Consider the following 25,473-nt stretch of genomic DNA (forward strand, 5'->3'; position numbering starts at 1 on the left):
TTTCCTGTTGTTTTTCAAAACACACCTGTTTTACAGGGCAGCAGGCAGCACGCGTTCCCACACAATTTCAAAACTGCGGGCCTCCAGCACGCGGCCTGCGCTGGGCATTGCGGCCACGGCCTGCAACAGCCCCCGCACCATGGTGTATTTACGCCCGATGGAGGGAAGCTGGATTTCCGCCCCAAGCCGATACAACCCGCGCTGTGCATCCTGTGCGGCGGCAATGGCCTCAAACACCAGTCCACTTTCACTGCTGGCGGCAAGGGAGATTGTCTGCCGCACGGGTGTGGGTATCCAGCCTGCGTTCAGGTAGCCATCAATGCTCATGGCGGTTTCTGCCAGTTCCCGCGCGGTGGTTTCAAAAGCGCGGTCGGCAGAATAGTTTTCCAGCGTAATGGGCGTGTTGTACAGCCCCGGCACCGTAATGGTAAAAACCGAGTTGGCGGCTGTAATATCGTAATCAGACATGCTTACTGCACCTCTACCGTAGCCAGAGAGATAGACTGGACAGACTGCCCATCCATATAAAAGAACCGTGCCTGCACCGGCCCGCGCTTGGCCCGTGTGGCGGCAGATGCGGTGGAGGCCCCGGGCAGCAGGTACCACCCGCGTGTGGCCAGCGTATCTGCAATGCTGCGCCCTGCCTGTGCGTTCACCACCTGTGCTTGTGCGGCAGAAAGTGCCACGTTGGGCTGGATAGCGCCAAAAGCCACGGCTGTATCAATGGTGTTTTGCACAGCCGTGGCCAGCAGCGTATCACCCTGCACGGCATAGGGAATTTGCCCCACGGCAGAAAACAGCGTGAGCAGATCAGACTGGAAGGAGGATGTCATCCAGATCTGGTTCAGATAACTGTCTGCCCATGCAAACGCGCCAGATACAGCCCCGTTGTTGAGAAAACTGAATGTGGAATCACCACTTTTATAGGAACCATAAAAGCTGTAGCCATTTTGCAGCAGGGCCTGCGCCTGTGTGGCCGTAATATCTGCAGCACTCACGCCGCCATTGTTGCGGAACATCAGCGTAGTGCGCCCGGCATTGCGCTGCGGGTTTATGCTGGCCGCCCAGCCCAAACACAGGGCCGCAGCCAATGTGCCGTTGCCATCCGTATTGCACAGGCACGTAAGCCCCGGTGTGGCCTGCGCCATAACGGTGCTGCCAAAACAGCCAGACCCTGCATGCAAGATATTGGTCTCACTATCCTGCACAATGCCCCAGTAGCGGTTGGGGTTTGTGGGCATCCATGCGGCAATGGCGGTTTTGGCCGTGGCATCTGGCTCCTGCGCAAAGGCAAAGGCGCACCAATCTGCGCTGGCGGCGGCAGCGTTTGTAAGGGCTGCGGTGTAATCCGTATCTTCCGGGTTGGCGGGCAGTTGGTAAAAATACAGTGTTTGCGGCAGATCCTGCGCATTGGTGTAGCCTGCAAAGTAAATGCTGGCCATGCGGGCTTCCATACTTTCTGCGCCGCATGTGGCTGCTACTTCCGCCGCAGTTGTAAATGTGGAAAGGCCGGAAAAAAGCGCTGTGTTTGTAGAAAATACAAGCCCGTTCAGCAGGTTTGTGGTGCCCCCCGCCGCCAGCACACCCGGCGTGACAGACACAAGGGAAGAAACAGGAAGGATCATGCAGGTTTCACTCGCATTTCAAAGCCTGTCTGCGGCCACGCTGTGCACTGTGGCAGCAGTGGCTGTGGCGGCTGGCAGGGTAATGGAAAAAGTAAGCTGGCTGTGCAGGCTAAGCTGCCAGTGGGGTTCATATTGCTGTTGCGCGTTAACATAGGGCAGACATTCGGCATTATCTGCGTACAAGGGGGCCAGGCGCGGCATGCCGTGTTGTTGTGCCGCAAGGTTTGCAAAAAACGTGGTGCTCCATGCATCGCGCCATAGGGCAAACAACGTTTGCGCGGCATCTGCTGCCCCGGTGCCAAAAAGGCTGATCTGGGTGGCCAGTTGCTCCTGCCGCAACAGGGTGCAGCTTTGCGGCCCATAGCGTGTGCTGCCCGTGCCAATAAGCTGGCGAGAAAGCGGTGTGATAAGCACCAACATGCCGCGCGGTGGTGGCGTGCGGTTTTGTCGGCTTTGCAAAACGGTTGTGCCTGTGGGCAAAACTTCCAGCACAAAGGCACGCAGGGCGGCAAATAGCTGTGCCTCACCTGGCTGTTGCACGCTCTTGCTCTGGGTGCTCATGCCGCCACCTGTTGGGTGACAAGCACGCGGCACCATTGCCCGCCCCATGCCTCGGGCTGGGCCGTTACCAGCCAGTGGGCGTTATCAAACACAAACACATCGCCCCCAAACTGATGCGCGCGCTCCACCCCGCAAATGGTGCCGGGCATATAGATTTCTCGCTGAATTATGCTCTGGTTTTGCCCATCGGTTTGCACCAGTTCAGCCGTGGGCACGGGCTGCACCCTGATTGTTACGGCAATATCCATAAAGCTTGGCGCGGTGCTGCCATCTGGCGCGGTTGTGTAACCCGTGTTCACACGCAATATGGCGGGCACAGATGGCAACAAAGCCGCCGTGGCCCCCAGCGCCATGTTGAACAGCGCGTTCATGGCCATGAAACCACTCTTTGCGGCCAGCCCGGCACATAGCGCCCCATGCGCAAAAAGGCAGATGCCGCCCAAAAGGTTGCGCCATAAGGTGTTTGCACCCACCACGCCTGTGTGGGGGAAACCGCACCCATATCGGCCTGCACCTGCACGCTGCCCATGCGCGCGGTGGTAATGCGCCCCACAAGCGCGGCGGTGCCATCTGCCGCGCCTGTGCCATACGCCCCGCTATTGATGCCAAGCTGGAGCAGATGCGCTGTAATGAGCATAAGCAATTCTGCCCGCTTGGCCGGGTTGCGCACGGGGGATGTGCCTGTGTTGTGCAAAAACAACCCGGCACGCGCAAAACACGCGCTGGCGGCATCTGCCCCCGCACTGGCTACAAGGTTGGGGTAGCGGGCCTTAAAGGCTGCGGCATCAAACACAACGGCCCCATCTTCCGCCATGTTGCAGGCAGAAGGTAAGCCAGCCGCTTGCATTGGCTGATTTTCCGGCATGGAAAACATCCTTTTACATGCTGCAAGATAACGGAAGTTCTGGCCTTACGCGGGCGTAATGCCGGGGGCTGGTGCTGCGGGGTCAAGTGGTTCCATACCCGTGCGCAGGCTGGCTTGTTCCTTGCTTGGCCTGCGGCTTTTTCTGGCGTGGTCTGGGCAAAAATCAGCCCGGCTTCCAGCGGGGGAAAGCCTGCGTATTTTTGCGCCCATGCCTGCCAGAAATCTGCCGGCACGGGGGTAAGCCCATACCCGCCTGCCTTGGCCGTGCGTGCGCCTGCCAGCTCGTGCCGCTGGCCTGCCAGTTCCAGCACAAGCCCGTTGGGAAGTTTGCACCCAACGGTAACTGTTGATGATGTTGCCATGTGTTTTTCCGTTTTTATATGTGCGTGCACTATGTATGGGCTGTGTGTTTTACAGGCCGGTCATGGTGGCAATGCCTGCGGGCATGTAAATAACGGCCCCCCATGTGCCCTGGGAGAGCTTCTGCTTCCATGCCGAGGCCTCGGTTACCACCGCGTGGGCCCGCAGTTTTTCTGTAAACGCGGCTTCGGCGGTTTTTTGCACATCCACATGGTCGGCCATGATCTGCATGGTCTGCACACCGTTGGCGGCGGCATCTCCATACTCCACAGCCTGCACAAAACGCAGGTTGGGGTAAGTTTCTTGCAGCATGGTCAGGGCGGAAAGGCCAAAACTGTTGCGGCGTGTCAGCAAACCCATGCGGGTTGGGGCAAGGCCCAGCACCATTGGCGTATCCGTATCCACCAGCCCGGCCGTTTGTTTGCGTAGCTGGTTGATAAGGGCAATTACGTCATCCTGCCGTTCTTCGGGGGTGGCGTTTTCCCACGCAGTGCCGCCTGCGGTTTTGGTGGCAGGCGTAATGGCGGCAGGCAGGCGCGGGTCATTCAGATACCCGTAAAGTTTCAGACCGCTGATGCCCAAAAAGTATGTCTGGTTCTGAAACTTGTTCAACTTGAGTGCTGCGGCCTCTCGCAGGCTGGCGGCCCATTGCAGGCGTGCCTGCCCGGCCAGAGCCAGTTCCTGCTCACCCCACGCCACAAACACCTGATAGTGGTAGGACTGGCGTTCGGGAAAACTGGGGTTGAGGCTGACCGTGCCATTCTGGTTCCAATCCCCGTAGGAGGAAACCTCCCCTGCCGTTTCCAGCATGGGGAATACGGCCGTTTTAGAAACCCAATCCCCCTTGCGCACCTCGCCCAGCAGTTCGGCCGCGCGCATGGGGGCAAAGGCCACCTTGATAAGCCCCGTATCCACCCAGGCGGACATAAAAGCCGGAATACCCGCATTGGCAGTGGTGGAAAGCGCGGGCTGGGCATCCAGCGCCATGGTGTCTGATACCAGATGTTCGGCGCCAATCAGGCCGCGCGCATCGGGCACCACAAAGCCAAGGCGGTTGAGTTCCGCCAGTTCTGAATGAGAAGTCAGCATTATGCGTGCATCCATGTAGAAATCCGAACCAGCTCACCCGCAGCACCGGCGGAAGCTACAAAAAACCCTGTGGCCACCGCACCTGTTACAGAACTGCCTGTGGCGGCGGTGCTGATGGTGCCATCACTCAAGCTGGCAAAAACTGCCTGCCCCGGCGTGGCCTGCGTGGTGGGCTGCACCCAAAAATCCCCCGCCGTAAACAGCGTTACGGGAAAGCCTTGCGGAATAACCATGCTTTCCGATGCCGTAAAATCCGTGATCTGGGCTGTAAGATCCCGATGCACAAAGCCATCGGGCGCGGCAGTGCTGCCAGATGGCGGCATGTTGGCCACGCTTACGCCATCGGCCTGCACCCAGCCAAAGGCGGCCACTGTGCAGCCACCGGCAGCCGCCACCAATGCGCCCTCACCCGCCGGAAAGGTGGCCGTGGGGTTGAGGGATGCAAAATCACCCGGCACAGCAGGCGCTGGCTGGATGTTAACCTGATTTTGAAAAGACATTTATCTGCCTTGTATCATACGTAAAATAAAAAGGGCTTTCAGCCGCGCACGCCAATGCGTTCCAGCCCAAAGCGCTGCCGAAAGCCCTGTGTGGCTGCGGCATCCTGCCCCATTACGGGGGCACTACCACCAGCACGCGGCTGCATGCGGGCAAAGCTTTCAAACAGCGGTTTTAGCCCCTGTTCGGGCACACCCGTTACATCAATACCCGCTTCCTTTAAGGCAAAACCGTAAATGGCGGGGGCGCTATCCATGGCCACATCGCCCACAAAGGGGCGCACGGCGGCGCGGGCTGTGTGTAGGTCTGCCATCTGGCGCACGGCGCGTTCTTCCGCCTGCTGCACGGCCTGGGCAATGGCGGCATCCATGGCCGCAACGGTAATGGGCGTTTGATCAGGCATGGCCTGAAAGCTCCTGTTGTTAAAAGGCATGTTGGGGTTTGGCGCGGCATCACCAATAATGGCGGAAGGCACGCGGGGCTGGGCCACAAGGGCCAGATGGTTAAAGGCAATATCCGCCATAACCAGCGTATAGTGCGTGCCCATATAGGTGCCCGCCTGCCTGATGGCCGTGTACCGATACCCGGCAGAAACCGCACGCTGTGTGCCGTTTTCTATGGCCTTAATGGCTGTGGCATCCCATATCGTCAGGCTGCCTGTCAGGTTGGGTGGGGTAAAGCGCACATCGCTACCCACCGCGCCAACGGTTATGCTGGCTGGGTGATCCTGCGCGCTTACGGGGGTATGCTGCATAAGCACCGGTTTGCCGCACAGGCTGGGAGCGGCACGCATAAGTGCATCGGGCGGGCGAAAAACGTTGTAAACATCATCATCTTTCAGGCCCAGCGCGGCGGCACCCGGTATTTCGCGCCCATAATAGGGGCTGATGGTTGCGGCGGAGAAAATGCAGTGCGCAATGTGCAAATGCCCATCTGCATCCACCCGGCGCACGCTGGCCCTGTCTAGCGCCAAAGGCTGCGTATCGGGCGCAACAGTGGCGTGCGGGCTGGCGCGGGCCTGTCCGGTATTGCGTGTGTTCATGGTGGCATACTCTGTTTTTTGGCGTCTATATCCGCCTGTTCGGCCTCATCCATCTGCCAGAGCGGGCGGAAGGTGAACGTAATGTCCGTATCCACCGCGCCCCACAGGTTCAGCATAACCATGTGCAGAATGTGCGTAAGGTTGGGGCGCAGGAAGGATTCCTGATAAGCGCTGATGCGATCATAAAAAACCCGGATTTCTCCATCAGCCGAGGCATTCAGCCCGGAAGGGGAAATACCGGCAAACTTTACCAGCGGCTGTTGCGCCACGGTGCAGATCTGCTCCAGCGCCTGCGCCTGCAACCTGTCCAACCCGGCAAGGGGCGCAGCCAGAAGTTCCAGCTTTTCGCGCTCCTTATCCAGCACAAACGTGCCCCGGTTGGAGCGAAAGCGGTTAAACGCCTCCACCCGCGCCAAAAGCCCTTCCGGGTCTTGCGCATAGGCCGCCATATCGGTGGACAAAGCGACAATGGAAAACGCATTCAGCAAATCCGAAACACTCTGGCGCGTGCGCAACCAGTTTTCCACATAGGGCCGCGCCATTTGCGTAAGGGAAACCCCGCCGAAATTATAAGCGGGTTTAAGAATATCCGGCACCTCCCGCGCGCAAAACCGCAACAGGCGCGTGGCGTGCAACAGCGTGCCCTGCACCCACCAACTTTGCGGTTTGTAAAAGGCAGGGTGCAGCGGGTTTGCGGTTTCATACGCGGCGGGGGTTGTCCAAACCGGTTCCACCGGCACCAGGGCGCGCAAACTGCCTTGGCGAAAGGTTTCTGGCCGCAACAGCAAGGGGGATGCCAAACCACCCGCCACGGGGGAAAGCCCGGTATCTACATACAGCAGGCCCATGCCGTAATGGCCGTCCATTTCCGCCATGCGGCGCAGCACATCGCGCACATTCAGGCGGGTAAACTCGGCTTCCAACTGGTTAATGCGGTCTGCCTTGCCCGCCCCCTGCCCGGAGCGAGAGGTAAATACCAGCCATTGCCGCGTGGCCTCGGTGGCAATGGTGTCCACCATGTGCCGGTATTCCGCCCGCTGGGCCATTTCCGCCAGCCGTGCATAACCGGGAAACACCACCCCATCTGCCACGGCAGTGCGCAGCCAGTCCAGCAAACCGGGGGCGTTTTGTGTGGCGGCACTATCCATGGCCAGCGGGGCGGTGCTGTTATTGGCCCGCACCCCGCGCGGGGGCCGGTACGGGGCAAACACATCTGCCCGCGCCACGGCTGCCGGGGCCACCTTGGCCACATCTGCCGCAAAGGCCCCCTGGGGCAGCACCAGCTCCTTACGCGGCAGGGCCACAGGGGCACGCTGCCCGCGCAAACGCTGCCACCACCCCAGCCAGGCGCGGGAAGAAAAAGACAAACCAGACATACCCTGCCCTTAGTTAAAAATTGGAAAAAAACTTGTCTGCCCCCGCTGCTGGCGGGTAAATGGGCGGCATTGAAATGCAACCTGATTGCGGTGCTGTAAGCCGTGGCGCGGAACGGATGATCTGCAATCACCCAACAGGCCCAAGGAACTTGCCGAGCATGACTGCCCAGCCCACTGCCCCCACGCCCGATACCCAAAACGCAGCCCTGCCCATTTGCGTGGCGGCCCTTTACCGCTTTACCCCATTTGCAAACCCGGCTGATCTGCGCGGGCCGTTGCAGGATGTGTGCACCGCCAACGGGGTAAAGGGCATTCTGCTTTTGGCATCCGAGGGCATTAACGGCACCATTGCAGGCACAGATGCCGGTATTGGGGCCGTGCTGGCGCATATCCGCACCCTGCCCGGCTGCGCGGATATTGAGGTCAAGTTCTCCCGCGCGCCAGAAATGCCCTTCCTGCGCATGAAGGTGCGGCTGAAAAAGGAAATTGTCACAATGGGTGTGGAGGGCACAGACCCCAACCACATTGTGGGCACCTACGTGCCCCCCACAGAATGGAACGAACTGTTAAAAGACCCCGACACCATTCTGATAGACACGCGCAATGATTACGAAGTGGCCGTAGGCACGTTTGAAGGCGCAATAGACCCGCAGATTAAAACCTTTAGGGAATTTCCTGCATGGTTCCGCCAACACCGTGAGGAACTTCTGGCAAAGGGCCGCAAGCCGCGTGTGGCCATGTTCTGCACCGGGGGCATTCGGTGTGAAAAATCCACCGCCTTTGCCAAGGCCGAAGGGCTGGATGAGGTGTACCATCTGCAAGGGGGTATCCTGAAGTATCTGGAAACCGTGCCAGAGGCAGAAAGCCTGTGGCGGGGTGAATGTTTTGTGTTCGACCAGCGCGTAACAGTCGGCCACGGCCTTAAACCCGGTGAGTTGGAACTGTGCCACGCCTGCCGCACGCCCATTACGGCGGAAGACAAAGCCAGCCCCAAGTTTGAAACCGGCGTATCCTGCCCGCACTGCTACGGCCAGTGGGATGAAGCCCGCCGCGCCCGCCATGCGGAGCGTGAACGCCAAGCCCGTTTGGCCGCACAGCGTGGCGAGGCCCATTTAGGCGCCAACATGGCGGAAGAACGCGCCCGCAAACGCCAGCAGCGTGAGGAAGAAAAGCGCCGCCAGCAGGCTTTGCGCCAGCAGCACGCACACTAAATACGGGCCAGAAAATCCGGCCCAAAGCGCGGCAGAGGGTGTGCCTCTGCCAGCGCTGCAAAGGCACCGGCGGCAGCGTCCACTTGGTCATCATGCGTGGCGGCGGGAAAGGCTGCCAGTTCCTCCGTAAACGCATGCACCCACGGGGCGCGTAGCAGCAGCACGTTGCCAGCATTTACCTGCGCGGCAAATGGGGCGGCGCGGGTGGCTTTATCTCCTGTTTCACGCACGCAGCGCACCTTGTAACCGGCCAGCCTGCCGGTAAGGTACCGCGCCTGCGCCACACCGGCCTGCCCGGGGTCTTGCGGCAGCACAATGTCCACCCCCACACCATCACGCGCGGCGGTGGCCAGCAAGGCGGCTTCTACCTGTGCGGGGTCTCCACGCAGGCGGGTAATGTCCGCCACCACAAAGCGCCCATCTGGCAGGTGGTGCATTTTTACGCCCACTGTCCAATCCGGGTTGTTGCTGCCGCTCTGGCGGGTGGCGGCTAAATCCCACCTCCGCACGGCGGGGCCAGATGCTGCGGGCAAGGCCTCCTGCACCCCCAGCATGTGGGTGTGGAACAGATTGCCAGAAAGCGGCACCGGGTTTTGCTGGTACAGTGCAGCCCATTCCCGCTCCCCCACAGCCTGACGTATCCGCGCAAGTTCCGCCGTATCAAACGCCTGCGGCCACAGCGCCTGCCCCGGTATGCGGCCCAGCGCATCATGCGCGGTGGCTAGGGCGGGCAGGTCCAGCACATGCCATGCCTCACCCGTTTTGTTGTGCATGTCATCCAGCAGGCGGCCTGCCAGATCATCCATGCTCCAGCGTGTCATCACCAGCACAATGGCGCCGCCGGGCATCAGGCGGGTGCGCAGCACGGCGCGGTACCAGTCCAGCACAGCAGCGCGGCGGGCGGGGCTTTCGGCCTCCTGCCTGTCCTTTACGGGGTCATCTATAATGGCCAGATGCGCGCCACGGCCTGTTAGCCCGCCGCCCACACCCATGCCGGTGTACCCTCCGCCCTGTGCGGTGTGCCATACATCACGCGCGCTGCTATCCGCCGCCAACTTTGTTGCAGAAAACAACGCCCCATAGCGGGAGGACGCCACAATATTGCGCACATCGCGCCCAAAATCCTGCGCCAGCGTGGCCCCGTAAGAGGCCCCGATAATCTGCCGCTTGGGGTGCCGCCCCAGATACCAAGCGGGAAAGCGGCGAGATGTCAGCTCCGATTTTCCGTGCCGGGGCGGCATAAACACCATCAGCCGCGTAATACGCCCGGCCTCCACCTGCTCCAGCGTGCGGGCCAGCAGGGCATGATGTGCGCCTGCTTTGTAATCTGGCAGTGTATAGCGGGCAAAATCCAGAACATGCTGGCGTGCGGCCTGCCTGCGTGCCAGTTCTGCCCGCGCCACCCGGCCCGCCTGCATGGCGCGTGCGGGTTGGCAGTGAGCGTGGGGCATGAAAGGGTTTTTTCCAAATAACAGCTACAAACCATTAAGGCGGCGGCACGCCGTTTTCCTGCGCAAGGGCGGCCAGTTCCTCATCCGTAAAGGCATCTGCGCTGCGGCGTGGCAGGGCATCTGTGGCAAGGCCCGAAAGCTTGGGGTGCATGTAGGGCGCGGCCACCTTGGCGGCATCAAACTGGCGGTCTGTTATGCTTTCATCCCCCTGCATGATGCGGGTGAAGATATCCAGCGGGGTTACGGGTTTTGTGCTGCGCCTTTTGCGGCGCGCCATCGGGGCCAAAGCTGATGGCCCTAATGCGCCCTGCGCGGGTGCTGCTGTCTTGCGGGGCATGGCCACGTATCCAACCCTGTTGAACAAAGGAAGATCCAGACCGCACGCCCCTGCCGTGGGCTATAAACGGGCGGTCTGTTTCGTGCTGATGGTGGTGGTGCTCCCGCGCAAGGGCGGCCACCATGCGCTGGCATGTGGGCGGGTTAAGCTGGCCCACACAGGCCAACCCCGCCATAGTGCCGCGCCATACCGGGCGGCAGCGCAGCACGGCCTGCGCGGGGCACCCCAAAAGCAGGGCTTGCGCCCAACCTATGCAAATATCTGCCCGGTGATGGTCGCGCGGGGTGCATAGCAGCGGGCACATCACCACACCCGTAGGTACAACCTGCGCCACAACCCACCACCGGGCCCCGCCACGCAAAACCGCGCCACAGGCCAGCTTTGCCCTGCGCACTGCTGTAGGCATAGGAATGTCCTTGGTTTTTTACAATTTTTGGGATGATGAACGGGAATTAGGACTGACCACGCAGCCTGTCAAAACAAGGCAAACCAGTATGTGAACACACAGTTAAGAACTGTTCCCAATCAGGACTGGCAAATATATCGAACACTGTTATAGTGCGCCGCGCGTGACAGAAAATCTTGGCAGAATGGGTGATGGGGAGGTCATGGACAAAGCTTGTGCATGGTGTGACCGTATCTACCACACCAACACCCACGCGCCGTATTGCAGCGCCCGGTGCCAGAAAAAAGCAGAAAAAGCGCTGCGTGCTGTCTCGGTTGAGCCCATTTCACACACTTCAGATGCAACGCGCGCCATACGTTTTGGGCTGGTAAGCCTTGTGGGCATTGCGGCGGCGGGCTTTGCCATGCTGCTGCTGGCTGGCCCCGTGCCGCTGGAACCTCCGCCCGGTGGGCACATGCCGCCGGGTGTGGCCTATGCGCTTAACACCGCACCCCCGGCACCGGGCGCGCAGCCCTACCACGTTATGCCGCCCGCCATGGCCATGCCCCCCGCCCCCGCGCAGGATATGACCGCGTATCATGAAGGGCAGAACGCCCGCCATATCTGGAACCGCTGGATTGCCGGGCTGAGCGGAGACCGCAAGCGCGGCGCATTGTTCTGGATGCAGGGCGCCACCCACCAGCGCAACGATTCGTGCGATGGCACGGCAGGTTTTGCCATGGGCTGTTTTCAGGCCCGCAGGCACCTTTCCCCCATATTGGCCAAGTGGAACGATGCCCCGGATTTCTGGCTGGGCTGGAACACGCCCTAACGGGCCAGAACATCATCCAAAAACGTGGCGTGCTGTTGCACAAAGCCGGGCCTTAAATGCTTGTCATCTGCATATTTGGGCGTGGCTGGCGGGGTAATAACCGCACAGGCCGGGCCAGTGCCGCAGATATCGGGCCACGCATCCAGCACCTTTGCCCTCGCTTGTGTGGCAAGGGCCTGCACAAACGCCGTATCCGCCGCCATATCGTTACGGAGCTGCTGGGTGGGAATACCCTGCTCCAGCAAGGCCGTGTTGACGCCAATATGCATCAGGCTACGGGCCACCAGTTTATCGGGGCTGAAGCGTGCATCTGCCGGGGTGGGCAACACCAGCCACACAGGCCGCGCCCCATTGCCCGAAAGGCTGCGCATATCCTGCACAAAAGCCGCCTGTTTTTGTGCCTGTGTGCCCGGTGTGTGCAACAGCACACGCGGCCAGAACGCCCCCACCACCACGGCCTGCACATTCTGCCGTTGCATGATGCGCTGCTGCACGTTTTGCATATTACCGCAATATGCAAAGGATTTTTCATAAACCTCACCCGCAAAGGGGCTGCAACTGGGGCCTGCTACAAATATAACCGTGTGCTTAAGCCGCCCCTGCTGCAACAGTGCCTCTACCCTCGGCCCCCACTGAAAAAGCAGGCTGTCCCCCGTAAACATGATGGGGTGGCCCGCATGGCCTATGGTGGCCACCGTTAGCCCGTTTTCGTGCGTGATGTGCATATGCGGTGTGGGGGCAAAAATGCCATCGCGCACCGCCAGATTGATGGCAGAAAGATCTGTGCCCGCAGGGGTGTGCGCAAACCGTGCGGGCCAGCCGGCAGTATGCCACGTCAGCAGCCCCGCCGCGCATAAAGCCACCAGGCCGCCCACAAGGGCCGCCGTTTTGCCTTGCCGAAAATGCCCGCCGCGCAACGGGTTTTCCACACACCTGGTGGTCAGCCACGCCAGCACCAGTGCTGCGCCCATAAGCGCAAACCCCGCACTGTTGTGAATAACCCCAGCCCCGCGCACAATATGAAACCAGGAAACCAGCGGCCAGTGCCACAGATACAGCGGGTAACTGATAAGCCCCACTGCCCGCATGGGCCGCACAGCCAGCACGTGCCGGTTTACCCACGCGCCAGCGCCTGCCCAAATAAGCAATGCCGTGCCCCCCGCAGGCAACAGCGCACAAGGTGCCGGAAAGCCCACACCCGGCCGCAGCACCACAAACCCGGCCAACACACAGGCCAGCCCCATAATGGCCGCGCCATTGCGCACCCAGCTTGTGCCCAGCAAAGCGGCACACCGCGCCAGCATGCGGCCCATGCCCGCAGGTGCAGGCTGCGCCGGGGTGGCACGCGCTGCACCCTTTGGCCCACGCTCCGCCACACCGTGCAGGGCAAGGCCTGCCCCCAGCATGAACTCCCACCCTCGGCTAAGCGGAGAATAAAACCCGGCCCCCGGCCACCACACACTGCACGCCAGACTATATAAAAAGCACGCCGCCCCCGTGGCCCCCACCAGCACGCCTGCGCGCACCCGCGCGGCAAAGCCCAGCGCCAGCACCAGCGGCCAGACCAGATAGAACTGCTCCTCCACCCCCAATGACCATAAATGCAACAAGGGTTTGAGCACCGCAGCGCGGTCAAAATAGCCTTGGGCGTGCCACATCAGCAGGTTGGCCACAGATGCCGCACCCGCTGCGGCATCCAGCCCCACGGCGGCAAGCTCGGTGGGCAATAGGGTAAACCACCCGGCCAGCAGGGTGGCGGCCAGCACCACCAGCAGTGCGGGGGCCAGCCTGCGCACCCGGCGCGCAAAAAACGAGGCCACAGAAAACCGCCCCGCCCCAAAATGCGCCACCAGATGCCCGCTGATTAAAAAGCCGGAGATTACAAAAAACGCATCCACCCCGCCAAAGCCACCGGGCAGCGCGGCGGGAAAGATGTGGTACACCACCACCCCCACCACAGCCAGCGCGCGCAGGCCATCTATATCTGCCCGCCACCCGGCGTTGTTGGGCGGGGCCGCAAGCTGGGCCGCACTGCCGGGCCAAAACCACGCCGCCACCTGCATAACAGGCCGCAAAAAGCCAAACCCGATCATCCCGCCCCTTTACGCCGCCAGCCCATACGCCAGTGCCCCTTATATATGCTGCACCCCCACCCTACACGCAGGTTTTATGCCACCACGTGCCCGGCCCCGGCTGTGCCCCCACACCCGCCGGGCCATCAGCCCGCCACGGCCCCCACTACAGGCATGGGAGCCATGCCAAAAGCCCGGTTCCGCCGCATTGCGGGAAACGCATGGATATGCCAAATCCATGCCCTGCGTGCATCCCTGTTATTACGGCGCACGCTGCGCCTTACCGCCACCCCGCAGGCCAGCTTAGGGGCTGCGTTTGGTTACGGTGGGCACACATCCGCCATGCTTGAGCGGAGGTGGACAGCCCCCCACCCCTGCTTATGTATATTCCGTAACAAAGGGGCACCATCTGCCCATTTTTTCTTTTAATCCAGCAGATCCTGATACCCACATGCCAGCAAATGACCTACGCCTTCTGATCATTCAGCCCACGCATTATAAAGCCCCTACAGACCGAACGCTGTTTAAAACCAAGCGCCGACAGATGGTGCCGCTTGCCCTGCCGTACCTTGCCGCCCTGACCCCGCCAGAGTGGAAGGTAACGCTGCTGGATGAACAGCTTGAAGATATAGATTTTGATGCGCCGGTGGATGTTGTGGCCCTTACGGCCTGGACGCTCCATTCCTACCGCGCTTACGATATTGCCAAGGAATTTCGTAAACGCGGCGTAAAAGTCATTATGGGTGGCCCCCATGTGTATTTTAACGCCGAAGAAGCCGCCGAACACGTAGATGCCGTGGGCGTGGGTGAGGCCGAACCCATCTGGAAGGAAATGCTAGAAGATGCCGCCGCCAACCGGCTGAAAAGCATTTACCGCGCCACACCGCTTAAGGAACTGAACGGCCTGCCCGCCCCAAGGTATGACCTGCTGGACCTTAAAAAGTTTGGCCCCTTCCGCACCTTTGCCGTGCAATCCTCCCGCGGGTGCCCGTTTGTGTGCGATTTCTGCTCCGAACGGTTTTACCTTGGCGGCCGCTACCGCTGGCGCCCGGTGGACGAAATGGTAAATGAGCTCAAGCTTATCAAGAACCGTGGCAGCCACTTCTTTTTTGGTGAAAGCAACTTTGGCGGCAAGAAAAGCCGCGCCATGGAACTGATGGAAGGGCTGGTGCCGCTGGGCATTCGCTGGTCCACCCTGTGGTCTTCCAATTTGTGTCTGGATAAGGAGTTTCTGGATCTGGCGCGCAAATCCGGCGTGATGCACGTGAATATCGGTATTGAAAGTATTGATAAGGATATTCTGGACGGCATGCGCAAAGGCTGGAACAAAGCCAGCCGCTACCACGAAATGTTTGAAAACCTGCGCCAGCGCGATATCAGCTACTCGCTCAACTTCATCTTCGGTTTTGATGATGAAGACCACGATATCTACCGCGCCACCATCTCCTTTCTGGAGGAACACAAGGTGCCTGCGGCGTATTTCAACATTCTTACCCCCACCAAGGGCACGGCGCTGTTTAACCGTATGGAAAAGGCAGGCCGTATTATCAACGCGCCAGAAATTGACCGCTGGCCCGGCCAGATCTGCCAGATCTGGCCCAAGAACTGCTCCCCCAAGGAAATGGAAGCCCGCATTCAGTGGATGTATAAAAAGTTCTACTCCATGCGCTCCATCTTCAAGCGGCTGCCTTTTCCGCCGCGCACCCGGTCTGATATGTCATCGTGGATTTTGGATCTTACAGAACGCCGCATGGCTTTTTCCTCCACCGGCAATAACGATTTCGATATTTACTAAGCCCTGTTCAGCCCATTCCCCCGCCCAATGGTGGGGGAATGGCATGGGTGCCTCATTGATTCACGCATTCCAGATATACTTTATTTGCATAAATAACGCGGAAGTGACAGATCAGACCGAACTTCACGTTAGGTAAACATTTACACATCCCCCCGCATTGGAAAAAAATATTCATCTTGCTGTTATAATTTCCGGTTTTTCAATTTTTAGCTTTCCCGTGTCTTTTACACCAAGGCACTTTTCATAAATATATCACAAAAAAATTGTATAATTTTTAATACATTTCAGTATTACTTTTTTGCTTTACTTGAATTATTGATATTTTTACTTAAGTTAGATTTACATATACACAACATACTAAAATGATAAACTAAGCTTCCGGGTAATTTATTTGCTTTTATAACTTGGCAAAATTTTTATGGCTGGTACAGTATGGCGCAATCAAGGCCTGATGGATGCAGTTGCAACACACATTAGGCATGTATGCCTTATTCCTCAGGTTTTGAAAAAAGTTCTGGATGCGCCTTGTTCTCGCAGGATCAAGGAACATTTTACGTTGAAGCACAGATACGGAAGTTGTTTTCCGTGGTGTAAGTCAGAAGGAAGAAATGACAGCGCTTCCCCGCCATGCGGTTGTGCATGACATTCACGACAAATCCGGTCAGACCCTTCCCGAGGGCGCCTTGGCACGTCATCCAGATATTTCTGTGCCCGGCGTTCTTCATGATACCAACATCCATACCCAAAGCGGGCCGCAGCCTGTACAAAGCCTTACACCCGGCCATGTGCTTGTAACGTATGACCCGGAAATGGCAGAAACGCCTGCCCCGGTTACCAAGGTTATGGCCCAGCATATTTGCGTGCTGCCCGGCCTGCCGGAAGATGAGGCCGGATACCCCATACGCGTGCTGCAAGATGCCATAGCAGATGGCCTGCCCACGCAGGATGTGCTGCTAACGCCAGACCAGTGCCTGTTTTTTGAAAACAAGTTTGTGCCCGCAGCCCTGCTGGTAAACCGGCTTTCCATTTTTTACGACCACACGTTTGAGCGCTACACCGCCTACCCGCTAGAAACGGGTGGCCCCGCCATTATTGTGGCCGAAGGGCTGCTGGTGGCCAGCGCACTGCCCCCCTGCCCCAACAACACGCACTGGCACACCCGCACAGATGCCCCCGTGGTAACAGACCGCGAGGTTGTGGCCGCACTGTACCACCGCCTGCTGGCGCGCGCACAAAGCCGCGGCCTGCGGCATGCGCAATATACCCCGCCCGAAATCACGCATGAGCATGACCTCAGCCTGATTACAGATACCGGCAAGCTTATCCGCAAAATGCGGGAGCAAAACAATCTGGCCATGTTCATGCTGCCGCCCAACGTGCATGAGGTGCATCTTTCCTCCCGCGCAAGCAGGCCGGTAGATGTTATTGCCCCATATGTGCAAGACAAGCGCCGCCTTGGCATACGCGTTGGCAATATCACCCTTCAGGAAAACAGAAAGCCCCGCAAGATTTCTTCACATATGGAGAAAGACCTTAAGGGCTGGCACGAACATGATGGTGAACCCGGGCGCTGGACAGATGGCCACGCCCACCTGCCCATGATGGCAGAGCGCAGCCAGAACAAGATGGGGCTTTTATCTATCCAGATTTTGGATACCATCCCGTATATGAAGCATGATTTCCACGGCCCTCGTAAAAACGGCAAGTAATTCACAAGGTTTTGAAAAAATAATACGTTCCGTATCATGGCCCCGTGTTTTTGCGGGGCTATGGTTCAGAACGTATCGTTCATGATTGGCGGGGTATCTTTTTTAATAACCGCGAAATCATGCTGATGCTTACATCATATTCTTCAGCAATTTCACGCAGCGTGCACCCTTGGGCACAAGCCTGCGCCACGGCCTCATACTGCTGTTGCGTTAATTTGCTGGGCCGCCCCATGCGGCACCCGGCAGACATGGCCTTGTGCCTGCCTGTAGACATACGCTGGCGTATAAAGCGTTTTTCAAGTTTTTCCAGCCCGCTCAGCACGTCCAGCATCAGCGGGCCATGTTTTGCACATGTGTTCACCCATGGCTCCTTTAGGGAAACCAGCGTGCACTCCTGTTTTTGAACCTGCAAGATAATATCACGCAAATGCCGCCAACTGCTTACAATGCAGTCCATTTGCGCCACAGCAATGTGTGCGCCCATCTTCTGCCGTGCCACAAAGTGCAAAAAAGAAGATCCATTTTTTGAAAAAGAGCCAGTAAATATAAACTGGCATCCTGATTCTTCCAGAATCCTTTTTTGCTCATCCCGGCTTACAAATGGGCAATCTGCACTCACATATCCTATACTCATAATCATCTCCATGTGCAGATAATATCTTCGTGTGAAATTTGATAAAATTTCCTTGTTTTTCAAAAAAGTTTCAAACTTTTTCGGCGGCCTTATAGCACCGCTTTCATCATATAGAAACAATCCGTACCAAAAACAGCCTATTTTTAATTATGTCTTAATTTTAATTTTGTAACTGTTGTTTATATTTAAACAGTTTTTTCATAACTTTACTATTTATGAAAATAAATATCCATACCGCCTCATCAGCGTTCTCCCATACTATACATGCAAGAATCAGAAATATTCTTTATTTCCAGTACAGCATTTAGGAATATGCCGATGTCCGGTCTTTATGGTTATGACAACACTGTCACCAAAAGCGGAAGCTATACACTTTTCCCAGCAGGTTGGGTTGTGGGCCTTGTATCTACTGGCGGAGCGGAGGCTACCTTTAAAGGAAGCAATGTTACAGCCAAGCTTGATTTTGCACCTACACTTATTGGCGCCATCAACCCCTACAGCGTTACGGCAGAAGATGGCGCAAACGTTACTGTTGATGTGGGCTCTACCTTACTGGGCCTGATTACGGGCTCCAGCTTTACAGCAGATGGCGGCACCATTTCCCTTACCGGCGCCAATATTATTACCGCCCTTACCGGCACAACATACACTATAGAAAACGGTGGCACCATTAATATGGGTGTTGTGCAGCAATCCGAAATTTCCGCGCTCAGCGGTGCAGGTATTACATTTGGCAGCGGTGGCGGCACGCTGGTGGTCACACCCGCAAGCGGGATAGAAATTCTAACATTCACCAATATTGATGGTTTTAGCAACGCAGGGGCCACTATCGAAGTTCCCGGCGCGGGCTACGTTACAAATGCTACGTATAATGGCTCGGACACAACCATTACCACCAACACCGGCATAAGCATTGTTGTGAATGGAGATTACACCCCCGCCACTAAAACGCTTTATCAGGCCACCAGCGGGGGCAACCTTTACCTTAGCGCCACAGCGCAAAACAGCAGCGGCACAACGGGTGTTCTGGTTTGCTTTTTGCCCGGCAGCATGATCCGCACACCCAAAGGTGATGTGGCAGTAGAAAACCTTGTTGCAGGGCAGGAAGTTCTGGCATTTGCAGCAGATGGCCAGCCTGTTGCCCGCCGCATTACATGGGCAGGCAAGGCCCACGCCCGCACCAACCCGGCTGCGGCGGATGATGTTGCAGGCTACCCCGTGCGCGTGCGTGCCAACGCCATTGCAGATGGCGTGCCCGCAGCAGATTTGCTGATTACGCCAGAACATTGCCTGTACATGCAAGGCAGTTTTGTGCCTGCGCGCATGCTGGTAAACGGCACATCCATTGTGTACGATACAAGCTTTGCCGGGTATGATTACTACCATATAGAAACCGAAGGCCACGCCGTTATTATGGCCAACGGTATGCTTACAGAAAGCTATCTGGATACAGGCAACCGCGCCAGCTTTACGCAGGCAGGCCCCGTGGCCCGCATTGGTGGCGCCGTAAAAAGCTGGGCGCAGGATGCCGCCGCCAAGCTGGAAACCTCCCGCACGTTTGTAGAACCCCTGTTCCGCACTCTGGCAGAACGTGGCAACACACTTTACGCAAACACCACTGCACAACAGGCTGCACAAACATCTGCCCAGCCCAACCTGCATCTGGTTACCGCGCAGGGCCATAGCGTGCACCCGCTGCGGCATGAAAACGGCATTTACACCTTTATGCTGCCCGCACAGGGGGCACAAAATGTGTATCTGGCATCTCGCACCTTCCGCCCGTGTGATGCAGAAGGCCCGTTTGTAGATGACCGGCGCACATTGGGCGTGGCAGTGGGGCAAGTCAGCATCACCTCTGCTGGCACGCACCAGCCCGTAACCGCGCATCTTGAGGCCGAAGATCTGCAAGGTTGGCACGCGGCAGAAATATCTGGCCACGCACGGTGGACAAACGGCCACGCCAAGCTGCCGCTGCCCGCCACGTTGCAGGGGCTTTGCCTGCTGCATGTGCAGGTTTTGGCAACAGGGGCTTACACTGTGCCCGCACATACGGCACAGGCGCAGGCTGCTCTGGCGTAAAAAATCGCACAGCACAGCATATGCTTTGCAAAAAAGGAGCCAGTGCGGGTGCATTGGCTCCTTTTTTCTTGCGTGCGTGCCTGCGGTTCAGCCCTGCAAAACTTCCTTTTCCGTGCGTGTATTTTTACGCCTTCCGGCCTTTTTAGCCTGCTCTGCACGGCGGAATGTGGCCTCCAGCGCGGCAAGCTGCTCCAGCACCAAGGCACATTGCGCCGCAATCTTGCGCTGGGCAGAACTGCTGGAAATGTTGGGGAACAACGCCTCCCCCATTGCGCGGAAGGAAAGATCATCCACCAGCATCATGCGCAAACGCTGGTGCGCACACAGGCCCAGCGCATCGCGCACCGCCGTAATGCGCGCCATGGCCTTGGCCCGCACCATCTGCCAGGATACGGCATCATGCCGCACGCTTTGCCCCTGCGGCGCTGGGGTGGTGTGTTCCAGATAATCAAAATAACCAAACACATAGTTGCGGCACCATCGCTCTGCAGCATCGGCGGCCTCCTGCGTAATATCCCCCGCCTGTAGCAACCCCTGCACCGTGCGGCGCGGCCTGTTAAGCGTGGCCTGCGCCATAAGGCCTGCGGGGGCGGATGTTGTGGGCTGGGCTGCGGCCTGTGTTTTCATGTGTGTTCCGTGTTTTTAAGGGTGTTTGCAAAATGTGGGTGGGTTATGGCGTGCGCGTGTGCAGCCCCAGCAGGGCCTTGCAACCGTGGGCATCGCGCCAGATGGTGTTGGCAAAAGGCAGCAGCACAGCCCGCAATTCTGCCGGAGCAGGCCAGCGCGCGCCCACCGGGTAACCATTGCGCGCAGGCTGCCGCGCCCATGCCAAACGCGCCTGCGGGCACCACGCCCCGGCTGGCATATCGGCACACACTTCATAAATGGCGCGGCACTGCGCTGCGGCATCCGCCGCCCCCGGTGGGTTGGAAACCAACTGCCCCAGCTTTTTCAGCCACGCCGCCACAATGGGCTGGCTTACCGGCTGCATGGCCAGTTGCACGCGCTGCCAGCATGCCTGCACCTGTGCCTCCATATTGGGGGGCATATCTTGCGCGGTTAACGCCACACCCTCACGCCTTGCGGCAAACAGGGCCTGTATATCTGGCGGCGCGGGCGTGTAGCCTCCGCCGTGGGGAGGGTGCGTTACGGCACGCGCCCCCTGCGCCTGCATGGGGTAAGGGTGCGGCACTTACACGCCCTCCACATCCGGCACGCCATCCCACGCGGCCATGCGGCGAGCATGCTGGCTGGTGGGTTCTTCTGGCGCGGGGCGCATCTGCAACTGGGTGCGCAGGGTGGCATCTATCCACGCCACGGGTTCTGCGGGGTTAAAGCGGGCGCATTCGGCCAGCACGTTCAGCACCACGGCGGCATCATCCCCCGTCAGCTTCAGCCAGCGGCCCAGAATGGCACGGGCGGAACGATCTGGCCTGCCGGTGGCCTTTTTCAAAAACGCCAGACCAGATTTGAATAAATGCGTGCGCGCATCCGTGTCCGGCCCGAACTTGGTGAGGGGATGTTCTGCTTCTGCCTCTGTTTCTGCCTCTGCTTCTTGGAGCATAACCTTGGTTTCGGGTGGGGGCGTTATCCCCTGCCCTGCCTTGGTTGCGGGGGCATCGGGCTTAAGCTGCGGGTTGCCCCCGGTGCGGCCCCATGCGACCCCGGCATCGGATGCTGCGCGGTCTCGCACCAGGCGGCGAGAATACGGCACGCCCTCCGCCGTGGTGGCATACACGCCGGCATCTTGCAGCTCTGCCATATAGCGGCGCACCTGCTGGGGGCCTACGCCCACCATCTGGGCAATCTGGCGCGGGTGCAGGGGTTTGCCGTTTACACATAAATGGCCGTAGGGCTCGGCCTCGTGCATCAGGCATAGCAGGCGCATCCACAAACCTTGGGCGGCCAGGCTGCACAACCGCAAGGCGGGGTCTCGCTCATGATCCTGCCACCAGAACTTGGACCACCTGCGCCGCGTGCTGGCGGGTGTGGCTGCGGGTGTTGCGGGAGATGAGGCTGAAGCAGCAGAACAGGGCATTAGGCGGCACCTCCGTTCCACAGCAGGGCTTGGGCAAGGGCGGCTTCATCCTGCTGCCATGTGGTGGGGGTGGGAGTGTGTGGCGCGGGTTGCCAGTGTTCCAGCCCTTTCCAGAGCCCCCGCATGGCAATGGGGTGGCCTACGGGCAGGGGTTCTGGGTCTCTCACCAGTTCGGCATAGCCTTTGGGCTGGGGCGTGTGCGCGGGGGATTGGGCCTTCAGGGCATCTTCATACCGCATGACGCGGAAATCTCACAGAAGGGTTGTACATCGGGTTAGATTATGAAAAAGTCTATTTTGTGTAAAAGAAATTTTCGTAAGCTATAAGAAAACCCGATGCAGACAGAGTGTAGCGCAGGCGCGTATGAATTTCCAGCCTCCTGTGGACGGCGTGTTGTGGCCCGTTTTGACGGGGGTCGCATGAGTTCGGATGGGGGCGTCATTCTGGTGAAGCAGGCTGATGACATTCTGGGTCTCAGCCGCCGCTTTGCTGCCTGTTTTCGCGATAAGCGGCATCCCGGCTTTGTGGAATACCGGGTTGAAGACCTTGTCCGTCAGCGGATCATGGGCCTGGCACTGGGCTATGAAGATCTCAATGATCACGATGCCCTGCGGCATGACCTGATCTTTGGTCTGGCCTCGGGCCGTCTGTCAGGAGGCCGGGCAAACTGCGCAGCACTGGCAGGAAAATCCACGCTGAACCGGCTGGAGCGCAGTGGCCACAAGGCAGATCGTTACTGCCGCATCATTGCTGATCATGAGGCCCTGGCTACCCTGTTCGTGACGCTCTTCATGGACCAGCATGAGCGCGCACCCGCCCGGATCGTTCTGGATGTGGATGCCACCGATGACCGTATCCATGGCCATCAGGAAGGCCGGGCCTTTCATGGGTATTACGGCCATAACTGCTATCTGCCGTTATACATCTTCTGCGGAGACCATCTCCTGAGCGCCACCCTGCGCACGGCAGACCGGGACCCGGGGAAGGAAGCACTGGCAGACATCAGCCGGATCGTGGAGCAGATTAGGAACCGCTGGCCCCGGGTGCGTATCCTGGTGCGTGGGGACAGCGGTTTCGCCCGGGACAGTCTGATGACATGGTGCGAAGACAACCACGTTGACTTCCTGTTCGGGCTTGCAGGCAACACCCGCCTGTATGACCGGATTGCCTCTTTGTCCGCTGAGGTTCGTGACGAAGCCGCCACGACAGGCAGAGCTGCGCGCGGTTTCGCCTCCTTTGACTGGATCACAAAGGACAGCTGGACGCGCCGCAGGCGGGTCGTGGCCAAGGCCGAATGGCGCCACGGCAACCGCTATCATCGCTTTATTGTCACCACGCTACCGCAGGGAATGTCCGACCCCCGCCATCTCTACGAACAGATTTACTGCGCACGCGGGGATATGGAAAACCGCATCAAGGAATGCCAGATGGATCTGTTCTCAGACAGGACCTCGTCCCACACCATCCGGGCCAACCAGCTCCGGCTGTGGTTCTCGGCCGCAGCCTATGTCCTGCTGACCGCTCTGCAAAGACTGGCCCTTGGCCAGACCAGCCTGGAGACGGCGACCTGTGGCACCATACGCGCACGACTGCTCAAAATCGCGACACGTGTAACGCTCAGCGTCCGTCGGATTGTCCTGTTCATGCCGGACATGTTCCCCTGTCAGCACGAATTCGCCCTCGCTCATGCACGATTGCGAAGGCTCCGGCAGGCCATCTGAAGAAACAGACAGTGCACAGACCACATAGCTTCCACCAACACTGCCTTCTCAGGCCGTGACACCCTCACTGCGTTCAGAACCCGCCGCCAGAAGCAGAATATCGTCAATATTCCAGATCGGGCTCCTGTGGGATGACTGAATTCTACAAAATGACCCGAAATTGCCTCAAGTGTGAGAAATCCGCGATGAGCACCTGCCGCACGCCCTCCATACACCGGCCCACTTCCCGCCCGATACGCCGGAAGGAATACCCCTTGCGCCGCAGCCCCACCATGTTGGCCACCACCTGCGCCGATGTGCCGGGCCGCTGCGCCTGCTGGCAGGCCCGCGCGTTAACCCCTTCTGGCAAGGGCAAGGTGGATTCGGCAGTATGTTGTGATGTATCACACCGCGTTAATAGGTTGGACAGGTTTGCGCCCTGCCCCTTTTTGCCCTTAAGGGCGGGCGTGCCACCCTTGTGCCCAGCCGGTTGCAGTGCCGGGCCATTGGGGGGCATAACCCCACCCCTTTTGGGGGCACGCAACAGACGCGGAAACTGCAAAACATTATGATTTTTAAGAGTGTTTGTAGAAACATTAAATACAGTGGAACCGGCAACAGGCATAATGGGGTATCCGTGGTTTTTGGGTGGCTGGCCATTTGCACCACCAAAACATGGCCTGACCCGGACGCTATGGTGACCACTCCCGCAGCGTCAACCCAAAAAAGAGGGATATATCCCCTTTTGCACGAAGCCCCCCGGCGTGGAATAGTGCAGACCCATGACAAGATCACCCGTAGCAGATGAACTGGAACGCCGGATGGCCCATCTTGGGCTTTCCCAAAAGGCACTGGCCCGCAAGGCTGGTGTGGGCGATACCTATGTGCGTGATATTCTCAAGGGGAAGTCTCGCAATCCGGGTGGAGAAAAACTGGAATGCATTGCCGCGGTGCTGGGCTGCACCGCGCGGGATCTGCTGTTCCCCGGTGTGGATCATGCCCAGCCGGGGCTGATGCTGCGTGAACGCCGCACCCCTTACCTGCCCCCGCCTTTTACCCCGCAGGAAAACCCGCGTGACACAGTGCGCGTGCATGGTTTTTCCAGCCGGGAAAAACCAGATAACACCCCACAACTGGCGCTGGATATGGCGCAGATGAAACGGGCCAGAAGCACCCCACAGCCCCGCACCGCCATGCCCGCAGTGGCCGCGCCGCCGGGCTATGTTATGGTGCCGTATCTGGCGCAGCGCAGCACCACTTCTGGCCGGTATAATGAAGCGCAGATGCTGGGCAGCCCCAAATATTTTGAAGAAAGCCTGATAACCCAGCGCCTGAACACGCGCCCTGAACATTTGCGCGCCCTGAGCGTAGAGGGCCAAGCCATGGAACCCCTGCTGCGTGATGGTGATTTGGTGCTGATGGATACACAGCGCACGGCCCTAGCAGAACCGGGGCTTTTTGTGCTGTTTGATGGCGAAAGCGTGGTGTGCCGCTGGGCAGAACGCACGTTTGATGCCCAAACCCGCCCGATGGTGCAGATAAGCTGCGAGAACAAAAGGTTTTCTGCCTGCACCCTGCCCGCCAGCCGCGTGCAGATACTGGGCCGCGTTGTGTGGTATGCACATTGCGTATAAGTGTTGCGGCTTTTTTGCAACAATCGCATTGAGAGATCATTAAAATCTCACCTTTTCGTTAACAAGACCCTTGCGGTCCTGTTTCCTGTTGCGTAAATACATTTTATCAAATGCGTTAACCACGCCCTAACAATGCCTTAAAGTGAACAAAAACATCAAGTACTGATGTGCTTGTTGAAT

Annotated in this window: 28 protein-coding genes; 8 read left to right on the forward strand and 20 right to left on the reverse strand. The window is 58.7% G+C overall.

The features are described 5' to 3' along the window. Positions 1–30: 30 nt before the first annotated feature. The 10 genes from QQM41_RS03180 to QQM41_RS03225 are packed head-to-tail and all read right to left on the reverse strand — an operon-like array spanning position 31 to position 7,416. Positions 31–468, reverse strand: coding sequence for a phage tail fiber protein (locus tag QQM41_RS03180; RefSeq protein WP_042786888.1), 438 nt, complete (start codon positions 466–468; stop codon positions 31–33). Positions 469–470: 2 nt separating this feature from the next. Further along, positions 471–1,625: a DUF3383 family protein gene (locus QQM41_RS03185; RefSeq protein ID WP_339077676.1), complete on the reverse strand. Its 1,155-nt coding sequence runs from the start codon at positions 1,623–1,625 to the stop codon at positions 471–473. Positions 1,626–1,643: 18 nt separating this feature from the next. Beyond that, on the reverse strand, positions 1,644–2,222 hold the full coding sequence (locus QQM41_RS03190) for a hypothetical protein (protein WP_408874569.1): 579 nt from the start codon (positions 2,220–2,222) through the stop codon (positions 1,644–1,646). Then, a complete protein-coding gene (locus QQM41_RS03195) occupies positions 2,183–2,563 on the reverse strand; it encodes a hypothetical protein (RefSeq protein WP_339077678.1) in 381 nt (126 codons plus the stop codon). The genes QQM41_RS03190 and QQM41_RS03195 overlap by 40 nt, the downstream gene beginning before the upstream one ends. Further along, the gene (locus QQM41_RS03200; RefSeq protein WP_408874570.1) at positions 2,554–3,000 is read right to left on the reverse strand and encodes a DUF4054 domain-containing protein; all 447 of its coding nucleotides are present in this window, start codon (positions 2,998–3,000) and stop codon (positions 2,554–2,556) included. The genes QQM41_RS03195 and QQM41_RS03200 overlap by 10 nt, the downstream gene beginning before the upstream one ends. Beyond that, positions 2,934–3,413, reverse strand: coding sequence for a hypothetical protein (locus tag QQM41_RS03205; protein WP_408874571.1), 480 nt, complete (start codon positions 3,411–3,413; stop codon positions 2,934–2,936). The genes QQM41_RS03200 and QQM41_RS03205 overlap by 67 nt, the downstream gene beginning before the upstream one ends. A gap of 49 nt (positions 3,414–3,462) precedes the next feature. Further along, positions 3,463–4,500 (reverse strand): major capsid family protein, encoded by a 1,038-nt coding sequence (locus tag QQM41_RS03210; protein ID WP_339078143.1) that lies wholly within the window; start codon positions 4,498–4,500, stop codon positions 3,463–3,465. Beyond that, positions 4,500–5,000, reverse strand: coding sequence for a hypothetical protein (locus QQM41_RS03215; protein ID WP_099540931.1), 501 nt, complete (start codon positions 4,998–5,000; stop codon positions 4,500–4,502). Before QQM41_RS03215 ends, QQM41_RS03210 begins: the two co-directional genes overlap by 1 nt. Positions 5,001–5,038: 38 nt before the next feature. Next, positions 5,039–6,040: a DUF2213 domain-containing protein gene (locus tag QQM41_RS03220; protein WP_339077682.1), complete on the reverse strand. Its 1,002-nt coding sequence runs from the start codon at positions 6,038–6,040 to the stop codon at positions 5,039–5,041. Then, the gene (locus QQM41_RS03225; protein WP_339077683.1) at positions 6,037–7,416 is read right to left on the reverse strand and encodes a DUF1073 domain-containing protein; all 1,380 of its coding nucleotides are present in this window, start codon (positions 7,414–7,416) and stop codon (positions 6,037–6,039) included. Before QQM41_RS03225 ends, QQM41_RS03220 begins: the two co-directional genes overlap by 4 nt. Before the next feature lie 59 nt (positions 7,417–7,475). Between QQM41_RS03225 and QQM41_RS03230 the strand changes: the two genes are divergently transcribed. Further along, entirely contained in the window at positions 7,476–8,627 is a 1,152-nt protein-coding gene (locus QQM41_RS03230; protein ID WP_196332521.1) for a rhodanese-related sulfurtransferase, read from the forward strand. Here the strand turns inward: QQM41_RS03230 and terL are convergent. From terL to QQM41_RS03245, 3 genes are read right to left on the reverse strand one after another with little or no spacing between them, the layout of a single operon-like run. Beyond that, a complete protein-coding gene (gene terL / locus QQM41_RS03235; protein WP_339077684.1) occupies positions 8,624–10,078 on the reverse strand; it encodes a phage terminase large subunit in 1,455 nt (484 codons plus the stop codon). The two genes, QQM41_RS03230 and terL, sit on opposite strands and share 4 nt — an antisense overlap. A gap of 34 nt (positions 10,079–10,112) precedes the next feature. Continuing rightward, on the reverse strand, positions 10,113–10,292 hold the full coding sequence (locus QQM41_RS03240; RefSeq protein ID WP_050819318.1) for a hypothetical protein: 180 nt from the start codon (positions 10,290–10,292) through the stop codon (positions 10,113–10,115). Next, positions 10,279–10,821 (reverse strand): hypothetical protein, encoded by a 543-nt coding sequence (locus QQM41_RS03245; protein WP_339077685.1) that lies wholly within the window; start codon positions 10,819–10,821, stop codon positions 10,279–10,281. The genes QQM41_RS03240 and QQM41_RS03245 overlap by 14 nt, the downstream gene beginning before the upstream one ends. Positions 10,822–10,984: 163 nt before the next feature. On the opposite strand from QQM41_RS03245, the gene QQM41_RS03250 reads away from it, so the two are divergent. Further along, positions 10,985–11,632, forward strand: a complete 648-nt coding sequence (locus tag QQM41_RS03250) for a hypothetical protein (protein ID WP_087651480.1) — start codon at positions 10,985–10,987, stop codon at positions 11,630–11,632. Here QQM41_RS03250 and QQM41_RS03255 read toward each other — a convergent pair. Further along, the gene (locus QQM41_RS03255; protein ID WP_339077686.1) at positions 11,629–13,725 is read right to left on the reverse strand and encodes an acyltransferase family protein; all 2,097 of its coding nucleotides are present in this window, start codon (positions 13,723–13,725) and stop codon (positions 11,629–11,631) included. The two genes, QQM41_RS03250 and QQM41_RS03255, sit on opposite strands and share 4 nt — an antisense overlap. 45 nt (positions 13,726–13,770) lie before the next feature. Between QQM41_RS03255 and QQM41_RS03260 the strand changes: the two genes are divergently transcribed. The 3 genes from QQM41_RS03260 (at position 13,771) to QQM41_RS03270 (ending at position 17,208) form a co-directional block, all read left to right on the forward strand. Next, positions 13,771–14,133 (forward strand): hypothetical protein, encoded by a 363-nt coding sequence (locus QQM41_RS03260; RefSeq protein WP_339077687.1) that lies wholly within the window; start codon positions 13,771–13,773, stop codon positions 14,131–14,133. Between the two features lie 22 nt (positions 14,134–14,155). Further along, entirely contained in the window at positions 14,156–15,499 is a 1,344-nt protein-coding gene (locus tag QQM41_RS03265; protein WP_003628950.1) for a B12-binding domain-containing radical SAM protein, read from the forward strand. Between the two features lie 608 nt (positions 15,500–16,107). Then, positions 16,108–17,208 carry a Hint domain-containing protein gene (locus tag QQM41_RS03270; protein ID WP_339077688.1) on the forward strand — a complete coding sequence of 367 codons (1,101 nt, stop codon included), beginning with the start codon at positions 16,108–16,110 and terminating at the stop codon, positions 17,206–17,208. A 79-nt stretch (positions 17,209–17,287) separates the two neighbouring features. On the opposite strand, the gene QQM41_RS03275 is transcribed toward QQM41_RS03270, so the two are convergent. After that, complete coding sequence (locus QQM41_RS03275; protein ID WP_339077689.1) at positions 17,288–17,848, reverse strand: recombinase family protein; 561 nt, start codon at positions 17,846–17,848, stop codon at positions 17,288–17,290. 306 nt (positions 17,849–18,154) lie between these two features. Here QQM41_RS03275 and QQM41_RS03280 point away from each other — a divergent pair, with 306 nt between their 5' ends. Then, on the forward strand, positions 18,155–19,921 hold the full coding sequence (locus tag QQM41_RS03280; RefSeq protein WP_339077690.1) for a Hint domain-containing protein: 1,767 nt from the start codon (positions 18,155–18,157) through the stop codon (positions 19,919–19,921). 87 nt (positions 19,922–20,008) lie between these two features. On the opposite strand, the gene QQM41_RS03285 is transcribed toward QQM41_RS03280, so the two are convergent. The 4 genes from QQM41_RS03285 to QQM41_RS03300 are packed head-to-tail and all read right to left on the reverse strand — an operon-like array spanning position 20,009 to position 22,198. Continuing rightward, on the reverse strand, positions 20,009–20,548 hold the full coding sequence (locus QQM41_RS03285; RefSeq protein ID WP_339077691.1) for a hypothetical protein: 540 nt from the start codon (positions 20,546–20,548) through the stop codon (positions 20,009–20,011). A 43-nt stretch (positions 20,549–20,591) separates the two neighbouring features. Further along, positions 20,592–21,095, reverse strand: a complete 504-nt coding sequence (locus tag QQM41_RS03290; protein WP_339078144.1) for a hypothetical protein — start codon at positions 21,093–21,095, stop codon at positions 20,592–20,594. Positions 21,096–21,113: 18 nt separating this feature from the next. Continuing rightward, positions 21,114–21,959 (reverse strand): winged helix-turn-helix domain-containing protein, encoded by an 846-nt coding sequence (locus QQM41_RS03295; protein WP_339077692.1) that lies wholly within the window; start codon positions 21,957–21,959, stop codon positions 21,114–21,116. Next, positions 21,959–22,198 (reverse strand): hypothetical protein, encoded by a 240-nt coding sequence (locus tag QQM41_RS03300; protein ID WP_339077693.1) that lies wholly within the window; start codon positions 22,196–22,198, stop codon positions 21,959–21,961. The genes QQM41_RS03295 and QQM41_RS03300 overlap by 1 nt, the downstream gene beginning before the upstream one ends. A gap of 96 nt (positions 22,199–22,294) precedes the next feature. Here QQM41_RS03300 and QQM41_RS03305 point away from each other — a divergent pair, with 96 nt between their 5' ends. Then, complete coding sequence (locus QQM41_RS03305; RefSeq protein ID WP_012812583.1) at positions 22,295–23,680, forward strand: IS1380-like element IS1380A family transposase; 1,386 nt, start codon at positions 22,295–22,297, stop codon at positions 23,678–23,680. Between the two features lie 142 nt (positions 23,681–23,822). Here QQM41_RS03305 and QQM41_RS03310 read toward each other — a convergent pair whose 3' ends face one another. Continuing rightward, entirely contained in the window at positions 23,823–24,176 is a 354-nt protein-coding gene (locus QQM41_RS03310; protein WP_339077694.1) for a hypothetical protein, read from the reverse strand. 265 nt (positions 24,177–24,441) lie between these two features. On the opposite strand from QQM41_RS03310, the gene QQM41_RS03315 reads away from it, so the two are divergent. Beyond that, positions 24,442–25,293: a LexA family transcriptional regulator gene (locus QQM41_RS03315; protein WP_339077695.1), complete on the forward strand. Its 852-nt coding sequence runs from the start codon at positions 24,442–24,444 to the stop codon at positions 25,291–25,293. Positions 25,294–25,473 lie beyond the last annotated feature (180 nt).

It is taken from the genome of Acetobacter sp. AC2005, from assembly GCF_037901235.1.
Taxonomy (GTDB): domain Bacteria; phylum Pseudomonadota; class Alphaproteobacteria; order Acetobacterales; family Acetobacteraceae; genus Acetobacter; species Acetobacter oryzoeni.

Excerpts from the sequence above, each read along its gene's own strand:
- QQM41_RS03185 (WP_339077676.1), bottom strand. The coding sequence starts at position 1,625 with ATGATCCTTCCTGTTTCTTCCCTTGTGTCTGTCACGCCGGGTGTGCTG.
- QQM41_RS03245 (WP_339077685.1), bottom strand. The coding sequence starts at position 10,821 with ATGCCTACAGCAGTGCGCAGGGCAAAGCTGGCCTGTGGCGCGGTTTTG.
- QQM41_RS03205 (WP_408874571.1), bottom strand. The coding sequence starts at position 3,413 with ATGGCAACATCATCAACAGTTACCGTTGGGTGCAAACTTCCCAACGGG.
- QQM41_RS03260 (WP_339077687.1), top strand. The coding sequence starts at position 13,771 with ATGCTGCACCCCCACCCTACACGCAGGTTTTATGCCACCACGTGCCCG.
- QQM41_RS03195 (WP_339077678.1), bottom strand. The coding sequence starts at position 2,563 with ATGGCCATGAACGCGCTGTTCAACATGGCGCTGGGGGCCACGGCGGCT.
- QQM41_RS03290 (WP_339078144.1), bottom strand. The coding sequence starts at position 21,095 with ATGCAGGCGCAGGGGGCGCGTGCCGTAACGCACCCTCCCCACGGCGGA.
- QQM41_RS03275 (WP_339077689.1), bottom strand. The coding sequence starts at position 17,848 with ATGATTATGAGTATAGGATATGTGAGTGCAGATTGCCCATTTGTAAGC.
- QQM41_RS03315 (WP_339077695.1), top strand. The coding sequence starts at position 24,442 with ATGACAAGATCACCCGTAGCAGATGAACTGGAACGCCGGATGGCCCAT.
- QQM41_RS03305 (WP_012812583.1), top strand. The coding sequence starts at position 22,295 with ATGCAGACAGAGTGTAGCGCAGGCGCGTATGAATTTCCAGCCTCCTGT.
- QQM41_RS03265 (WP_003628950.1), top strand. The coding sequence starts at position 14,156 with ATGCCAGCAAATGACCTACGCCTTCTGATCATTCAGCCCACGCATTAT.
- QQM41_RS03220 (WP_339077682.1), bottom strand. The coding sequence starts at position 6,040 with ATGAACACACGCAATACCGGACAGGCCCGCGCCAGCCCGCACGCCACT.
- QQM41_RS03280 (WP_339077690.1), top strand. The coding sequence starts at position 18,155 with ATGCCGATGTCCGGTCTTTATGGTTATGACAACACTGTCACCAAAAGC.
- QQM41_RS03285 (WP_339077691.1), bottom strand. The coding sequence starts at position 20,548 with ATGAAAACACAGGCCGCAGCCCAGCCCACAACATCCGCCCCCGCAGGC.
- QQM41_RS03225 (WP_339077683.1), bottom strand. The coding sequence starts at position 7,416 with ATGTCTGGTTTGTCTTTTTCTTCCCGCGCCTGGCTGGGGTGGTGGCAG.
- QQM41_RS03200 (WP_408874570.1), bottom strand. The coding sequence starts at position 3,000 with ATGGCGGAAGATGGGGCCGTTGTGTTTGATGCCGCAGCCTTTAAGGCC.
- QQM41_RS03300 (WP_339077693.1), bottom strand. The coding sequence starts at position 22,198 with ATGCGGTATGAAGATGCCCTGAAGGCCCAATCCCCCGCGCACACGCCC.
- QQM41_RS03215 (WP_099540931.1), bottom strand. The coding sequence starts at position 5,000 with ATGTCTTTTCAAAATCAGGTTAACATCCAGCCAGCGCCTGCTGTGCCG.
- QQM41_RS03255 (WP_339077686.1), bottom strand. The coding sequence starts at position 13,725 with ATGATCGGGTTTGGCTTTTTGCGGCCTGTTATGCAGGTGGCGGCGTGG.
- terL (WP_339077684.1), bottom strand. The coding sequence starts at position 10,078 with ATGCCCCACGCTCACTGCCAACCCGCACGCGCCATGCAGGCGGGCCGG.
- QQM41_RS03230 (WP_196332521.1), top strand. The coding sequence starts at position 7,476 with ATGGGCGGCATTGAAATGCAACCTGATTGCGGTGCTGTAAGCCGTGGC.
- QQM41_RS03270 (WP_339077688.1), top strand. The coding sequence starts at position 16,108 with ATGACAGCGCTTCCCCGCCATGCGGTTGTGCATGACATTCACGACAAA.
- QQM41_RS03210 (WP_339078143.1), bottom strand. The coding sequence starts at position 4,500 with ATGCTGACTTCTCATTCAGAACTGGCGGAACTCAACCGCCTTGGCTTT.
- QQM41_RS03295 (WP_339077692.1), bottom strand. The coding sequence starts at position 21,959 with ATGCCCTGTTCTGCTGCTTCAGCCTCATCTCCCGCAACACCCGCAGCC.
- QQM41_RS03310 (WP_339077694.1), bottom strand. The coding sequence starts at position 24,176 with ATGCCCCCCAATGGCCCGGCACTGCAACCGGCTGGGCACAAGGGTGGC.
- QQM41_RS03190 (WP_408874569.1), bottom strand. The coding sequence starts at position 2,222 with ATGGTGCCGCGTGCTTGTCACCCAACAGGTGGCGGCATGAGCACCCAG.
- QQM41_RS03240 (WP_050819318.1), bottom strand. The coding sequence starts at position 10,292 with ATGCAGGGGGATGAAAGCATAACAGACCGCCAGTTTGATGCCGCCAAG.
- QQM41_RS03180 (WP_042786888.1), bottom strand. The coding sequence starts at position 468 with ATGTCTGATTACGATATTACAGCCGCCAACTCGGTTTTTACCATTACG.